The 15,759-nt window shown below is 56.3% G+C and carries 11 protein-coding genes and 1 pseudogene; all 12 read left to right on the top strand.

Going from position 1 to position 15,759, the window contains the following annotated elements; translation table 11 throughout:
- The first annotated feature begins 1 nt into the window (after window position 1).
- Window positions 2-688 carry a phosphoadenylyl-sulfate reductase gene (locus tag PZA18_RS13490; protein ID WP_284101376.1) on the top strand — a complete coding sequence of 229 codons (687 nt, stop codon included), beginning with the start codon at window positions 2-4 and terminating at the stop codon, window positions 686-688.
- A gap of 339 nt (window positions 689-1,027) precedes the next feature.
- The gene (locus PZA18_RS13485; RefSeq protein ID WP_284101375.1) at window positions 1,028-2,998 is read left to right on the top strand and encodes a hypothetical protein; all 1,971 of its coding nucleotides are present in this window, start codon (window positions 1,028-1,030) and stop codon (window positions 2,996-2,998) included.
- A gap of 416 nt (window positions 2,999-3,414) precedes the next feature.
- Complete coding sequence (locus PZA18_RS13480) at window positions 3,415-4,158, top strand: RNA polymerase sigma factor FliA (RefSeq protein WP_284101374.1); 744 nt, start codon at window positions 3,415-3,417, stop codon at window positions 4,156-4,158.
- A 64-nt stretch (window positions 4,159-4,222) separates the two neighbouring features.
- On the top strand, window positions 4,223-4,963 hold the full coding sequence (locus tag PZA18_RS13475) for a flagellar motor protein (RefSeq protein WP_284101373.1): 741 nt from the start codon (window positions 4,223-4,225) through the stop codon (window positions 4,961-4,963).
- 290 nt (window positions 4,964-5,253) lie between these two features.
- Entirely contained in the window at window positions 5,254-6,336 is a 1,083-nt protein-coding gene (locus PZA18_RS13470; protein WP_284101372.1) for a Vps62-related protein, read from the top strand.
- 173 nt (window positions 6,337-6,509) lie between these two features.
- Entirely contained in the window at window positions 6,510-7,949 is a 1,440-nt protein-coding gene (locus PZA18_RS13465; RefSeq protein WP_284101371.1) for an ATP-binding protein, read from the top strand.
- Between the two features lie 2 nt (window positions 7,950-7,951).
- Window positions 7,952-8,614, top strand: a complete 663-nt coding sequence (locus PZA18_RS13460) for a response regulator (protein WP_284101370.1) — start codon at window positions 7,952-7,954, stop codon at window positions 8,612-8,614.
- 605 nt (window positions 8,615-9,219) lie between these two features.
- Entirely contained in the window at window positions 9,220-12,081 is a 2,862-nt protein-coding gene (locus PZA18_RS13455; protein ID WP_284101369.1) for a ribonucleoside-diphosphate reductase subunit alpha, read from the top strand.
- Window positions 12,082-12,252: 171 nt separating this feature from the next.
- Window positions 12,253-12,906 carry a methyltransferase domain-containing protein gene (locus tag PZA18_RS13450; protein ID WP_284101368.1) on the top strand — a complete coding sequence of 218 codons (654 nt, stop codon included), beginning with the start codon at window positions 12,253-12,255 and terminating at the stop codon, window positions 12,904-12,906.
- Between the two features lie 70 nt (window positions 12,907-12,976).
- Complete coding sequence (locus PZA18_RS13445; RefSeq protein WP_284101367.1) at window positions 12,977-14,149, top strand: ribonucleotide-diphosphate reductase subunit beta; 1,173 nt, start codon at window positions 12,977-12,979, stop codon at window positions 14,147-14,149.
- 492 nt (window positions 14,150-14,641) lie between these two features.
- The gene (locus PZA18_RS13440) at window positions 14,642-15,343 is read left to right on the top strand and encodes a hypothetical protein (RefSeq protein ID WP_284101366.1); all 702 of its coding nucleotides are present in this window, start codon (window positions 14,642-14,644) and stop codon (window positions 15,341-15,343) included.
- A gap of 69 nt (window positions 15,344-15,412) precedes the next feature.
- A pseudogene (locus PZA18_RS13435) lies at window positions 15,413-15,759 on the top strand (IS481 family transposase); the annotation flags it as partial.

The raw sequence follows: 15,759 nt of genomic DNA, 5'->3' as shown, positions 1-15,759 counted from the left end.
CATGAGTCTTGATCTGAAAATCGAAGCTGCCATCACCTTGCTACGCAAGATCGAAAGCGAGTTCAGCCCCGCCGTATTCGCCAACTCGCTGGGGGCCGAAGACATGGTCATTACCGACCTGATCGCCCAGGCGGGCGTCAAGATTGACATCTTCAGCCTCGATACCGGCCGCCTGCCGGCCGAGACCTACACCTTGATGCAACAAACCGGCGAGCGTTACCCCGCCCAACCGATCAAGGTGTTTTTCCCCGATACGGCGGCAACAGAGGCCTTCGTCAACCGCAGTGGCATCAATGCCTTTTATCAGTCGGTAGATTTGCGCAAAGAGTGCTGCCGCATCCGCAAGATCGAGCCGCTCAAGCGTGCGCTCTCCGGCAAGAAAGCCTGGATCACCGGTCTGCGTCGCGAACAATCGCCGACCCGCACCGATCTGACCGATCACGAGTACGACAAGGACAACGGCCTCGACAAATTCAACCCGCTGATTGAGTGGACAGAGAAGGAAGTCTGGGCCTATATCCGCGAGCGTGGCATTCCTTACAACGCCTTGCACGATCGCAATTACCCGTCGATCGGCTGCGCGCCCTGCACCCGCTCAATCACCGTCGGAGAAGATGTGCGCGCCGGTCGCTGGTGGTGGGAGAACCCGGACACCAAGGAGTGCGGCCTGCACATCAAGAAAGCCTGATTGGCAACAATCTGCGCTGGTGGCGCCCGCCGCCGGTGTGGCAGATCATCGTCCATCAAGAAACGGCCACCTGTCACAGGGTGGCCGTTTTTTTGTCCCCCGGCTTACCCGTGACTCCAACTTTTCTGCAGTATTTACACTTTTTATCAACTGAATAATCAGAGCGGTGTTTTCAGGATAAATCCTTGCCAATATGATTAGCCACTGAAAATTCAGACCGGATCACAATAAGAATTTTTCCCCAAGAAAACACTTTTTACAAATTGATACAAGCAGCTGTTCAGCACGACTTTTATTTGATTTGACCAAATTGTCTGATTTTTCACCAAGGAGGCAAAAGTGTTCTTAGCAGAAAGCCGTTTATGCCAAGCCATCAGCATTGCTTTCGCCATGGCAGGTCTCTGTCTTGGCAGCAATTCCGCACACGCCCAGACGCGCTCTGGTGTTGGGTTGAATCTCTCGGGCATTGCCTATTACTCCCCCGCTCTGCCGACGATTGATCAATTTAAACTGACCGATAAATGGTTAACGCAATGCGGGGGAGAATGGCAGCCCGTTGAAATTCAATGCGCACCAGAAGGTGATCAAAACAAGGTCATTGCGAACTGGGATACCGGCGAACAAAACAAATTGGACCTCGATGAGAATGGCTGGGTAAAACGCCTGCCCACTGCTAACTCATCCGATAAATATCGCTATGTTTCAGCTTTATTATTTCAGGAAAACAACCGCTCTCATGTTGCAGGCAATTACACCATTCTTTATGACGGCAAAGGCAAGATCAGCTATGGGCTGAATTTCACCGTTGTCAGCCAGGAGCAAGGAAAAGACGTCGTGACCGTCAGCAATACCCGTGACGAAGGCTTGCTCATCAGCATCACCCAAACCGACCCGACCAATTACCTCCGCAATATCCGTGTCATACCACCAGGGGGCGTCTGCGCCAAGAAGCCCGAGGTCTATGCGGACAGTGCCGCAAAGTGCACAGATAAGACGGGGCCGTTCGTCCCATTTACCGATACCGTGGGCCAGAAAACCTGGCATCCAGCATTTTTGGCCGATCTGAAGGGGTTTCGCACCTTGCGTTTCATGGATTGGGGGATGACCAATGGTTATGTCGATCCAGCGACCTGGGCGCCTAAAGTGCAGCCCTTGATCCGTTGGGCAGACCGGCCACAGGATAGCCACGCCTTCTGGGCAAGCAACAAAGGTGCCCCCTATACCGCCATGTTTGACCTTGCCGCTAGCGCGGGCGCCGACCCCTGGATCAATCTCCCGCCGCAGATTGATGATGACTTCGCCATCCAGTTTGGTCAGCTGGCCAAGCGTATGCTGGCACCCGGCCATGATCTGATCCTTGAATATGGCAATGAACCCTGGAACGGCATGTTCCCAGCCACAGGCTGGTACGTAGAACAAGGCCAAGCCAAGGTCGCCCGAAAAGAGTGGGACGACAAGCACGAAGCCTGGGAACTCGGTATGAATTGGCATGCGCTGCGGGCTACCCAGGTTTGTCAGCTGGTTAAGTCCCAGTTCGGCACCGAGGCAAAGCGGGTGAAGTGCGTCATGAATGGCCAGGCATCGTGGACTGACCTCGCTCGTCAGTACCTGGATTGCAGCATGGCCAGCCAATCCGATTTAGGCGGCAAACCCTGCAGCGACTATATGGACGCCTTGGCCATCGCCCCCTACTTTGGTGACTATCTGAGCAGTATCAATCCTGATGTCCGAGCTGCCCGTCAAACCTGGTACACCCAAAAAGATGGCGGCCTGAGCAAAGTGTTTGAAGAATTGCTGGGAGAAGATGCCAAAGGTAATGCGATAGACCCTCCCTTGCTTGGCAAGATTGAAGATTCTGTGAAAGGCGGCGCGATTGAGCTATCGCGAAAGCGAACCGAAAGCAGCTATGCTCTTGCCCAAAGTAGAGGATTGTCCTTGTTCGCCTACGAAGGCGGACAGCATCTGGTTAAAATCCCCAGCGAATGGGTTTGCGTTGCCTCAGGAACACAAGATAGCGATAGCTGCGGCAAATACGAAGATGCCAACGCCCTTGAAAATGACCAGAACTGGGTACCCTTACTGATTGCCGCCAATCGAGATCCCCGCATGGCAAAAGCGTATACGCGATTCATGCAGAAGTGGATCGACGAAAAAGCGCAGACCTATCTGTTTTTCAACCATATCGGCACCCCCGGCCAATATGGCGCCTGGGGTCTGAAGGAGCAGCAGTTCAGCAATGACTGGGTCAAGTGGAAAGCCATACAGCCCTATCGCAAGGGAGACTGCTGGTGGGCTGGCTGCGTGCCCTGATCCCCGGACGCTCAGTCTCACCGGCAGGAAGTCGGCTGACAAAATAATCGCGACCACACCCGGTTTGCTCTTTGAGCAAACCAGAGCGTTGCGTGGAAGGATTGCCCGGCCAGACCGGGCAATCACTACTCAGCCACTCCGGCAATATCTGCCAAGCAATTGAACTGCATGGCAAATTCCCCCTCCCCCAACCCCTTGAAGGCCGCACGGCTTGATCTCCCCGCCGTGCGGCTTTTGCCGTGTATCCGCCAGAAACCCGACAGAGCAGGCTCTGGAAAATGCAGCGTCGTCAGCCTGATGAAGGCCGAGCGACTGAAAATCTTACGCAAAGGCTGATTGTCGCCGGGCTTGCTGCTTGCTAACCTGATTAGAAGCAATGCCTGCCCCCATGCAGGCGCCTCAACCGATTTCATGTAATGACGCCTACCCGAGCTATCGACCTCTACCGCCAGCATGCCGTCGATCCGATTGAAGCACGGGTTGATGAATTCGCGCCGCTGGTCAAGCGGATGGCCTATCACCTGGTCAGCAAGCTGCCCGCCAGCGTTGAGGTCAACGATCTGGTCCAGGCGGGCCTGATCGGGCTGATGGATGCTGCCCGCAATTTCGACCCCACGGCCGGAGTCCAGTTCGAGACCTATGCCAGCCAGCGTATTCGCGGCGCCATGCTGGATGAGCTGCGTGATGCCGACTGGCTACCCCGGCATATCCGCCGCAATATGCGTGACATCGAAGCGGCCTTGCAGAAAACCTCTCAGACCCTGGGCCGACAGCCCAATGACAGCGAAATGGCCCACGCCATGGGCATCCCGCTGGCGACCTATCAGGAAATGCTTGGCGAATGTCGCGGCCATCAGCTCATCTATTACGATGACTTCGATGGCGATGACGACGGCGAACGGCTCGACCAGCTGGTGGCCGACCACGATGCCAACCCCTTCAACACCTTGGCTGACACGGACTTTCGCCGCATACTGATCGAAGGAATAGAGTATTTGCCCGAACGCGAAAAGCTGGTCATGGCCCTGTATTACGAACAGGAACTCAACCTGAAGGAAATCGGCGCTGTGCTCGGCGTGTCGGAATCGCGCGTCTGTCAGCTACACAGCCAGGCCATCGGCCGGCTCAGAGTCCGGCTGAAAGACTGGGTGGGCCGGTAAGCACCGTAAATGGTGAGCCAGCCCATCTCTTTACCCAATACAAACACAAGCCCAACACCCATTCATGGACATCCTGAGCCTAATCGGCATTCTGACCGCCCTGATCGCCATCATCGTCGGCCAGGTCCTCGAAGGCGGTCACATCAGCTCCCTGCTGCAGGCAACCGCCTTCATGATCGTCATTGGCGGCACACTGGGGGCCGTTTTGCTGCAAAGCACCCGACCCCAGTTTCTGGCGGGCGTCAGGATGGCACGCTGGATTTTCCAGCCCCCGAATAGCGACTACGAAGCCTGGATCAAAGTGGTGGTGAGCTGGAGCAATACCGCGCGTCGAGGCGGCCTGCTGGCGCTGGAAGGGCCGATGCAGGCCGAGCGCGACCCCTTTGTCAAACGCGGCTTGCAGATGCTGGTGGATGGCGGCGAGCCCGAAGCCATCCGCCGCATGATGGAAGTCGAAATAGACGTCTACGAAGACAAGCACCGTGCTGCCGCCAAAATCTGGGAAGCCGCCGGCGGTTACGCCCCGACCATCGGCATTCTTGGCGCCGTGATGGGGTTGATTCATGTGATGGAAAACCTGTCCGACCCCTCCAAACTCGGGTCAGGTATCGCCGTGGCTTTTGTCGCAACGATTTATGGCGTAGGTTCGGCCAACCTGTTGTTCCTGCCGATCGCCAACAAGTTGAAGACCTTGATCGCAATGGAAGTCAAACGTCGGGAAATGCTGATTGAGGGCATCTTCGCCATCGCCAGCGGCGAAAACCCGCGCATCGTCGAAAGCAAGCTGCGCGGCTTTATTTCGTGACCAGGCGCCCCGCCAAATATCTGACCCACCCCCGCACACATCTCCCGGCGCGCCTGCAAACGCAACGCAGGCAGCGCCCGACCCAGTCGCCTTGCTTGCCTGCGCCGACCTTCTACATGATTGCTGATGGCAACAGCCTGCTGTCTCTTATGCAATGCCTGAAAGCGTGTCATTTTTTTGACATTTTCGTCCCGAATTTCTGCGAAATGCCCCTGTAGTCTGCACGACATCGGATGTTGCTCTGCACTGCCCGCCAGACAACATCCTTCATTGACCACAGGAAAATAATCATGAAATTCAAGCAACTGCCCGTATTTGCCGCACTTGTCGCCGCCTTGCCCGCTGCTGCCGTTACCGTGAACCCCGGCATGAACGATACCGAGCTTGCCAACGCATTGGCTCCCATCATGCGATTTGCCAGCGAAGAAACCAACTTCCCGGTTTCGATTGAGACCTTCTATCAAAACTCGATACTCAAGGATAAGAACGGTAACGTCCTGAAAGCCTATCCCAAGACTGTGGCTGAAATAACCACGATCACCGGCACCGATCTGCGCCGGAAGGATGACTTCTACCTCGACAATAACGCGACCACCTACGGCACCACCTATGATGCCAATGCGCCGATCTACGCCAACGTAGTCAGTTACACCAAAGATGGCCACGCCTATCGCGAGGTGCATTACTCAATGCTCTTCGGCTACAACGGCTGCGAGATGTTCCGTGCCCACACCAAGCGCTACACGTGGGACAGCATGACCAAGACCAATTTTGAATGGTGCAATTTCGGCCGCCATCCGGGTGACTGGGAGCACATGAGCGTGCGCATCGATGCCCAAAGCGGTGAAGTCACCGATATTTTCCTGAATGCGCATGGCAAGCAAGGTCAGTTGTCGCCCAATGAAATCGACTGGTCCTACAACCGACCCAGGGTTTACGTTGCACGCAATTCACACGGCACCCACTCTGAGGACCGGTTCTACTCCAGCAGTACCATCATCAACGATGACTGGAGCTGGACTTCGCGCGGCATCGTCACCCCTGCCGGTCTCTATGAACTGTATGTCGGCGATGTCACGGACAATCATGGCAAGACCTGGGACACCTTCGGCCGCGTTCGTGTACTGGCCACCACAGACGGCAGCACCCCTACCCATCCAATCACCCAGTTTCCGGGCCGTTGGGGCCGGATCAATGTTGACAACACCAAGGTTCAAGACCCTGAAGGCAACATTTATTACGTAGAAGATGCCGACTTGGCCAACCTGGCCACCACGCTCTTCAAATACACCAATCTGCTTGATGACTACCGTCTGGGCACCGGCCCGATCGGCCCCTGGCAAAACCCTTGGTGGAAAGGCGAAGACCGTTAACCGATCGCACCTGAAAGCAGTCGGTTCAAGGCCGGGCCGGTCACACTGAGGGAGGCAAGCCACCTCGCCGCCCTCAGCTGCTGTCAGGCCGATCTTGAACCGATGCCAAGCCCGGAGGTAACCCGCAGCGGTTACCATTGGGCTTTGCGACGCATCGACACGGAGAGCAGTGCATGTTTCAACTGGGTCTGAGAACAAAACTGATGCTGGCCCTGACCAGCTTCGGGCTGGTGATTGTCGCCGCCCTGTACCTGACCGTCAGACTGGGTTTTGAGCAGGGTTTCACCACTTTTGTCGATCAAGGCCAGCGACAGATGGTTCTGGGCTTGCAGTATCTGGTGCAGGCACGCTTTGCCACGCCGGAGAAATGGCGCTTACTCATCGACTCGCCGCCCGTCTGGAACAAGGCGCTGGAAACCATGCTGCCCCCCCAGCCCACCACCACCATCGACCTGCCACCCGCCGGAGCTGATGCCGGCCCGGACCGTGACCCGCTACCGCCCGGCATGAGTGTTGACCGTCGCCCACAAATACCGATCGTGCTATTGAACGAGCAGGGGCAAGTCATCATCGGGCCACGCTTGCCACCGCATCTGCTGGAAAAATATCCGATTCACGGCACCGATGGCCGCCTTTTCGGCTATCTGGCGCGTCTGCCAGTACGAAATGATGCGACCTTCAACAGTGCCGACAATATTTTCTTTCGCAGCCTGCAGCAGCTGCTGCTGGTCGGCTGTGGCGTCGCCGCCATTCTGGCCGTGGTCCTGTCCTGGCCGCTTTCGCGCATATTGCTCAAACCGGTACAACGAATCGACGAAGCACTGGCCCGCCTGGCCGCCCGCGACAATAGCGTGCGCCTGCCCACCGGCAGCAACGACGATCTGGGCCGGCTGGCCGTCAACGTCAATCTGCTCGCCGCCACCTTGCAGGAACACTCCGATGCCCAACGCCAATGGCTGACCGATCTGGCCCACGAGCTGCGCACGCCGCTGAGCGTCCTGCAGGGCGAGCTGGAAGCATTGCGCGAGGGGGTACGCAGCTACGATCAATCCACCAACCTGCAGCTGGGGGGCCAGGTTGGGCGCATGTCCCGCCTCGTCGATGAGCTCAAGGAACTGCTGCTAAGCGAGCGCGCCGCCATGCGCTATGAATTCCGTCCGGTTGATCTGGCCGAGCTACTGCAGGATGAGCTGGAAGGCTTCAGCACCAGCTTCAAACGGGCCGGTATCGAATTCACTTTCGACCTCCCTGCCCATGCCCGCCTGCAAGGCGATGCCGACAAGCTGGCCCAGCTGACCACCAATCTGGCCCAGAACAGCCTGCGTTATACCGATGCACCGGGCAAGGTCTCCATCCAGCTGCGTCGCAGTAGCGATGGCTGGCGACTGCTTTGGCAGGACAGCAACCCCGGCGTACCGGATGACGCACTGCCCCACCTGTTCGAGCGCTTTTACCGCGTCGATGCCAGCCGGCAGCGCGCCACGGGTGGCACTGGCCTGGGGCTTGCCATCGTCGCCAATATTGTCCATGCCCATAATGGCAAAGTCTCCGCCAGCCACAGCCCGCTGGGTGGACTTTGCATCACCATCGACCTGCCCTCACTGGAAAGCTGATCATGCAGCGCGTATTGATCGTTGAAGACGAAGAACGTCTGGCCGGACTTCTGCAGGACTTCCTGCGTCAAGCCGGCTACGACACCCACTGGCTGGATAATGGCAATGCTGTCGTGCCCTGGGTTACCGCCAACACGCCGGACGCCATCATGCTGGACCTGATGCTGCCCGGCGTAGACGGGCTCAGTATCTGCCGGGAGCTGCGCCGCCACAGCGACATCCCGATCCTGATCACCACAGCACGCGTCGAAGAAATCGACCGCCTGCTCGGCCTGGAGCTGGGCGCAGATGACTACATCTGCAAGCCCTACAGCATGCGAGAGGCCGTTGCACGGGTAAAAGCCGTGCTGCGTCGGCGCAGCCCCGGCCCAGCGCCAGCCGACACCCCGCTCCAGTTCGAAGACGACAAGCTGCGCGCCACGCTGCTGGGCCAGACACTGGATCTCACCCAGATCGAGTATCAACTGCTGCGGCTCCTGGCCAGACACCCAGGCCGCATCTACTCGCGCGACATGCTGATGAACAAGATCTACGAAGACAACCGCGTTGTTGCAGATCGCACGGTAGACAGCCACGTCAAGAAACTGCGCCGCAAGATGGCCGATGTAGACCCGGATCACGAATACATCCAGTCCGTCTACGGCGCGGGGTACAAATTCGAATGAGCGGCCTGCGGTAAGACCATTCAGCACCAGCCAGCCTCCTCCCCGAACCCGCCCGTTTCGATTCGGAACCGCCCACGTCCCCCTCATCCTGCACACCCATTTGCCCTGGCCGATACCAGACCGGCAGCCGAGCAATGGGCGTGCTCGTCCGCGCGAAAGCCTATCGACCGTTGTAAAAGCCTCATTCGTCGCCTGCAGATAACCGGCGCAATGGCCAGTTCACGTCCATCCAAAGCCTTTATTTGCTGGCAGCAGGCCACTTTTGCGACACAACACGCACCTGGCAATTTTCGGCGAAAGTTCAGCCAAAACAAGGAGCTGGAATGGGCATGCCCAATTCGTAAAAAAGTCAATGGCTAGCTCGTTGTGGGTGTTTCTTGATAAAGTCGCACCAGTTACCTATCTACTAGATACGGTGGTCTGGGTGATGAAAGAACACAACATCTAGTGTTTTTCCACAAGTTACCCCCGGAGTAATCCACAGTCGGAATCGGCCTTGCCGATCGTCTGACAAGGCATATCACCGGCAACCTGAACCCCGTGCACAAAAAATGAACTTTCCTGTCCAACCCGAGAACAAGGACCCATCCTCGATGCATACAACCATGGATACCCCCACCAGCTCTCACCACGCCAGCCTGAGCCCGGCTGCCAGCCAGGGTGAGGCATCCGCTTCCGTGATTGCCCAATACAAGATCATCCGCCGCAACGGTGCTGTCGTATCGTTCGAACCGATGAAGATTTCTGTTGCCATGACCAAGGCGTTTCTTGCCGTGCATGGTGCCGCTGCAGCGCAGTCCGCTTCAGTGCGCGAGACAGTGCAGTCGCTGACGGACTCGGTGGTGAATGCCTTGATGCGTCGCAAACCGGAAGGCGGGGCCATCCATATCGAGGATATTCAAGACCAGGTTGAACTGGCCCTGATGCGTTCGGGTGAGCACGATGTTGCCCGCGCCTATGTGCTGTACCGCGAAAAGCGCTCGCAGGAGCGGGCCGCCAAGCACGAGGCCGTGCGGGCCGCCAATATCGAGGCAGGCATCAATATCGATGATGCCGGCGTAATGAAGCCGCTGGATGTTGCCCGTCTTGAGGCGCTGGTAGCCTCTGCCTGTAAAGGTCTCGAAGCGGTTACCGAACCCAAGCACATTGTTGAAGAAACCCTGAAGAACCTGTACGACGGCGTTCCCGCCGAGGAAGTACGCAAGTCCGCCATCCTGTCGGCACGCCAGCTGATCGAGAAGGAACCTGCCTACAGCCGCGTAACGGCCCGCCTGTTGCTGCACAGCCTGCGCCGTGAGGTGCTGGGCGAAGAAGTCACTCACGAAGACATGGCAAGCCGCTATGCCGAGAGCTTTCCGCAGTTCATCAAGCGCGGTATCGAAGCCGAGTTGCTGGATGCCGAACTTGCCAATTTCGATCTGGAAAAGCTTGGCGCAGCGCTGAAATACGAGCGCGATTACCAGTTTGATTACCTGGGCCTGCAAACCCTGTATGACCGGTACTTCCTGCATGTGCACGGCTCGCGCATTGAGCTGCCGCAAGCTTTCTTCATGCGCGTCGCCATGGGCCTGGCCATGCGTGAAATCGACCGCGAGAACCGCGCCATCGAGTTTTACAACGTGTTGTCGAGCTTCGACTTCATGTCCTCCACGCCAACCCTGTTCAATTCGGGCACTCAGCGCAGCCAGCTATCATCGTGTTATCTGACCACGATCGCTGATGATCTGGATGGCATTTACGAAGGGCTGAAGGAGAATGCCCTGCTGTCGAAATTCGCCGGCGGCCTTGGCAACGACTGGACGCCTGTCCGTGCACTGGGTTCGCATATCAAGGGCACCAATGGCAAGTCGCAAGGCGTGGTGCCTTTCCTGAAGGTGGTCAACGACACAGCCGTGGCGGTCAACCAGGGCGGCAAGCGCAAGGGGGCGGTTTGCGCCTACCTCGAAACCTGGCATGCCGACATCGAAGAGTTCCTCGAACTGCGCAAGAACACCGGCGATGACCGCCGCCGTGCCCACGATATGAATACCGCCAACTGGATTCCCGACCTGTTCATGAAACGGGTGATGGAAGGTGGCGAGTGGACACTATTCTCGCCTTCCGAGTGCCCGGATCTGCACGATCTGTATGGCAAAGCATTTGAAGCCGCTTACGTCAAATACGAAGCCAAGGCAGATCGCGGTGAAATGCGCGTCTGGAAGCGCATGCCGGCTGCCCAGCTCTGGCGCAAGATCCTGACCATGCTGTTTGAAACCGGCCACCCCTGGATCACCTTCAAGGATCCTTGCAACATCCGTAGCCCGCAGCAGCACATGGGCGTGGTGCACTCGTCCAATCTGTGTACCGAAATCACCCTCAATACCAACGAGAGCGAAATCGCCGTCTGCAATCTGGGCTCGGTCAACCTCGTCAACCACATGGTGAAGGGTGAAGACGGCCAGTACACGCTGGATAGCAACAAGGTCAAACGTACCGTCAAAACGGCGATGCGCATGCTCGACAACGTGATCGACATCAACTTCTACCCGGTGAAGAAAGCCCGCAACTCCAACCTGCGTCACCGCCCGGTTGGCTTGGGCATCATGGGCTTCCAGGACTGCCTGCACCTGTTGCGCGTACCTTACGCCTCGACCGCTGCTGTCGAGTTTGCCGACAAGTCGATGGAAACTGTGGCCTACCACGCTTATTTCGCTTCGACCGAAATGGCCGAAGAGCGCGGCCGTTACCCCAGCTACGCCGGCAGCCTGTGGTCCAAGGGTATTCTGCCGCAGGACAGCATTGACCTTCTGGCACAAGAGCGTGGCGACTATCTGGATGTGGATCGTTCTGCCTCTCTGGACTGGACCGAACTGCGCGCCCGCATTGCAACCTATGGCATGCGCAACTCGAACTGTCTGGCGATTGCACCGACCGCCACCATCGCCAATATCGTTGGGGTATCTGCCAGTATCGAGCCGAACTACCAGAACATCTTCGTCAAATCGAACCTGTCGGGTGAGTTCACAGTCATCAACGAGCATCTGGTCAACGACCTCAAGGCACGCAGCCTGTGGGACGACGTAATGATCGGCGACATCAAGTATTTCGATGGCTCGCTGGCCCGCATCGACCGCATTCCGCAAGACCTGAAGGAAACCTATGCCACCGCCTTCGAGATTGACCCGATCTGGTTGGTCGAAGCCGCCGCTCGCCGCCAGAAGTGGATTGATCAGGCACAGAGTCTGAACATCTACATGGCCGGCGCCAGCGGCAAGCGCCTGGACGAGCTGTACAAGCTCGCCTGGACCCGTGGCCTGAAGACGACCTACTATCTGCGCACCCTGGCAGCCACCAGCGCCGAAAAATCAACCGGCCGTGGCGGCGAGCTGAACGCAGTACCGGTAGGCGGTGGCATCGTGGCCGCAGGCGCAGCAGAAGAAGCAAAGTTCTGCTCGATCGACAACCCCGAGTGCGAAGCCTGCCAGTAATTTGGCACGGCACGGGTCTGGCCCCTGCTTATACCCAAGCAATAGGCTGGAGCCTCTCTGAAAACTGAAAGCGGGCGTGGTCATGGCCACGCCCCTCCAGCAGGCGCCTATCAAAATACCCATTAGCCCGGCTCTGTTGACTATTGGCCAGCAAAGCCTCAAGGACAAACAATGAACGAGCAAAGCAAGGCAGCTGTACGTCGTCACTCGGATGGTGCATTTCTGAATCGTTACTTTGTAGGCCGTGGCATTGATATTGGCGGAGGCCCGGACCCTTTGGGCCAATATGTAGGCGTTTTCCCGCTGATGCAGGAAGTCATGACCTGGGACAGGGAACAGGGCGATGCCCAGTATCTGGAAGCCCTGCCGGACAACTGTGTTGACTTCATCCACTCCAGCCATTGCCTTGAGCACATGGTTGATGTGCGGGTCGCACTTGATAACTGGATTCGCGTGGTAAAACCCGGCGGCTTCCTGATCATCACCGTGCCGGATGAGGACTACTACGAACTGGGCGACTGGCCCAGCCAGCGTAATAGCGACCACAAGTGGAGCTTTACCATCTACAAGCCACAAAGCACGATGCCCAAGTCCATCAATGTGCTCGACCTGCTGCGCGAAGTCGGCGACCGGGTTGGGGTAGAACGCGTTTGCCTGCAAAACAACTTCTTCCGGAAAGTGCTGGCCCAGGCCAATTTTGACCAAACGCTGACGCCCGTTGCGGAATGCGCGATTGAATTCGTACTGCAAAAGCGGCCCACCTTCAGCGACGAACTGCCCGCACTCAAGGCTTCAGCACCCGAGATACAAATACTAAACCAATAAGCCCGGCAGCCCTCCAAGCAGGAGGTGCTCCCGAGCGGATTGGCAATGACTATTAAGCAAGGAAACCAATATGTTGAACTGGGACGACGAACCCACCCCCCAACCCGCTGCCCGCCCTGCACCCGTAGCAGCCCCCACAGCCGCCGCGCCTCAGCCGCAGTACAGCTTCGAGGCAGCACCGGCCAGCGCTGACTACAACCCCAACAGCATGAGCTCCGCCAACAAGGGCCGGATCTCAGCGGTAGACAAACGCATCATCAACGGCGCTACCGACGTCAATCAACTGGTGCCCTTCAAATACAAATGGGCCTGGGAAAAGTACCTCGCCACCTGCGCCAACCACTGGATGCCGCAGGAAATCAACATGCAGCGCGACATCGAACTGTGGAAGAACCCCAATGGCCTGACCGAAGACGAGCGCCGCATCGTCAAACGTAACCTTGGCTTCTTTGTTACCGCCGACAGTCTGGCTGCCAACAACATCGTGCTTGGCACCTATCGCCACATCACCGCACCGGAATGCCGCCAATTTCTGCTGCGCCAGGCATTTGAAGAAGCCATTCATACCCATGCCTACCAATACATCGTCGAAAGCCTCGGCCTCGACGAAGGCGAAGTGTTCAATGCCTACCACGAAATCAAGTCGATTCGGGACAAAGACGACTTCCTGATACCGTTCATCGACACGCTGACCAACCCCAACTTCAAGACCGGCACCCCCGAGGCCGACCAGGCCCTGCTCAAAAGCCTGATCGTATTCGCCTGCATCATGGAAGGCATCTTCTTCTATGTCGGTTTCGTGCAGATCCTGAGTCTTGGCCGCCAAAACAAAATGACTGGCGCCGCCGAGCAATACCAGTACATCCTGCGTGACGAGTCAATGCACTGCAATTTCGGCATCGACCTCATCAACACCATCAAGCTTGAAAACCCACAGCTGTGGACCGAAGAATTCAAGCAAAGCCTGAACGAGCTGTTCCAGAAAGCGGTGGAGCTTGAATACGCCTACGCCGAAGACACCATGCCACGTGGCGTGCTGGGCCTGAACGCCAGCATGTTCAAAGACTACCTGCGCTTCATCTGCAACCGCCGCATGCAGCAGATTGGCCTGGAGCCGATGTTCCCCGGCGCGACCAACCCGTTCCCGTGGATGAGCGAAATGATCGACCTGAAGAAAGAAAAGAATTTCTTCGAAACCCGAGTCATTGAATACCAATCCGGCGGAGCATTGAGCTGGGATTAAAAAAAGAAAAAGCCACTTTTAAAAGAAGTGGCTTTTTTATTTCCTTCAACCTTTCACGCTTTTCCATCTCACACCAATCTTTTACTTCTTATCAAACCTGAGAATCCCCGCAACCCCCATTGCACGACAAAGCGATAATTATATTTATCAGAAAGGATCGACTTTTAGCAACCTCATACGGCGCAACAAAAAAAGCAATCCGGGATACAAAAGCCGCTATGGCAAATTAGAATTCTCAATGATTCAGGTCATCACCCCAAATCCGGCAATCTCCGATTATTACCTTTAACAACTCAGTGCAGATAATTCATCACCAAGTTTCTATTTCACATTACTTCTCTATTTTAATTGTTTCCGGGCCCACAAAGACAGGCAGTGCGGACCAGCCATTTACATCATCAGAATATATCCTGTCGCAGGATCATGCTTCTTTCGTACCCAGTCTCGCGTAAAATCGTGGGCTCTTAAAATGTCCGACAGGGCGGGATTGACATGAACTTCTTGAAACGTCACATATCACCGATAACCATGATGGATGACTCTGCGGAGGAGCATCAAAAGAACGTGGCTTTCCTATGGGAACAAATGGGTAGGGTTGAGGAATATCCTTACGCCCTGCAAATCACGCATGAATATTCAAAGTCAAATCTGGAAAATCATTTAGTACTCTACCCCGATGACACAAAGGGGGCTTTGGATTACTTACGTCTGATGGCGCAATCGTCCTGGTATATGATGCGGCTACATTTTCAGCCAAAGGAAATTTTTTCTGGGCATTGGCTTGATAAAATCACCACATTCAAAGTCAGGCAAGGCGAGAAAGAAAATCGATTTGATTATCACATCTGGTACTACGGCGTGGTGGCGGCAATTATTCTGCGAGATGAAGAAATGGTCCGACAGATGATTCACGACCATAAAATACTGAATTTACTGGAAAGTGAAGATTCGCCGCGCGACCAAGTGCAATTCACGGCTATGTTTTATGAGCAGGTTTTATATTATCTGGTTATTCAATATGACAAGATCAGCGCAAAACATCGGAAATTTTGCGAGGAGATACAGGATATGAAGCTGGAGCGGCTGAACAATTACGCCGCCATTTTGGCTGAGAAATACAATATCGATCAGCCATGCAAGCCTGCCAGATTCACCAAACTGTTGGGTTCCACCAGATTCCATTCCAAGACGTAGCTGGCCGCTCTATCGGGCCAGAGATCTTTTGCGTAGTCTGATCGCCCAACTTGAGAACCCTTCCTGATCATGAGTTACCGCCTGCACAGCAATGCGCGCACCACCCCGCTTACCCGGGAAGAAATCCGTCATTCCACCCTGCCGCAGGTAGAGCTGATGCGGCGTTACAGCATCAGCAAGGATACGGTGCGCAAGTGGCAGAAACGTGATGACTTTGCTGATCGTTCGCATCGTCCTCATAAGCTGCAGACCACACTCTCGCCCGCCCAGGAAGCCATTGTGCTGGCGTTGCGCACCACCTTGCTGCTGCCGCTGGATGACCTGCTCGCCGTGACCCGGCGTTTCATCCATGCCGAAGCCTCGCGCTCGGGCGTCAACCGGCTGCTGGTGCGGGAGGGTGTCGGCAATCTCAAGCA

This window comes from Parachitinimonas caeni (assembly GCF_030129945.1).
Classification (GTDB): domain Bacteria; phylum Pseudomonadota; class Gammaproteobacteria; order Burkholderiales; family Chitinimonadaceae; genus Parachitinimonas; species Parachitinimonas caeni.
This window is presented reverse-complemented; position numbering and strand designations above follow the sequence as displayed.

Excerpts from the sequence above, each read along its gene's own strand:
- PZA18_RS13490 (WP_284101376.1), top strand. The coding sequence starts at position 2 with ATGAGTCTTGATCTGAAAATCGAAGCTGCCATCACCTTGCTACGCAAG.
- PZA18_RS13480 (WP_284101374.1), top strand. The coding sequence starts at position 3,415 with ATGACGCCTACCCGAGCTATCGACCTCTACCGCCAGCATGCCGTCGAT.
- PZA18_RS13475 (WP_284101373.1), top strand. The coding sequence starts at position 4,223 with ATGGACATCCTGAGCCTAATCGGCATTCTGACCGCCCTGATCGCCATC.
- PZA18_RS13470 (WP_284101372.1), top strand. The coding sequence starts at position 5,254 with ATGAAATTCAAGCAACTGCCCGTATTTGCCGCACTTGTCGCCGCCTTG.
- PZA18_RS13465 (WP_284101371.1), top strand. The coding sequence starts at position 6,510 with ATGTTTCAACTGGGTCTGAGAACAAAACTGATGCTGGCCCTGACCAGC.
- PZA18_RS13460 (WP_284101370.1), top strand. The coding sequence starts at position 7,952 with ATGCAGCGCGTATTGATCGTTGAAGACGAAGAACGTCTGGCCGGACTT.
- PZA18_RS13455 (WP_284101369.1), top strand. The coding sequence starts at position 9,220 with ATGGATACCCCCACCAGCTCTCACCACGCCAGCCTGAGCCCGGCTGCC.
- PZA18_RS13450 (WP_284101368.1), top strand. The coding sequence starts at position 12,253 with ATGAACGAGCAAAGCAAGGCAGCTGTACGTCGTCACTCGGATGGTGCA.
- PZA18_RS13445 (WP_284101367.1), top strand. The coding sequence starts at position 12,977 with ATGTTGAACTGGGACGACGAACCCACCCCCCAACCCGCTGCCCGCCCT.
- PZA18_RS13440 (WP_284101366.1), top strand. The coding sequence starts at position 14,642 with ATGAACTTCTTGAAACGTCACATATCACCGATAACCATGATGGATGAC.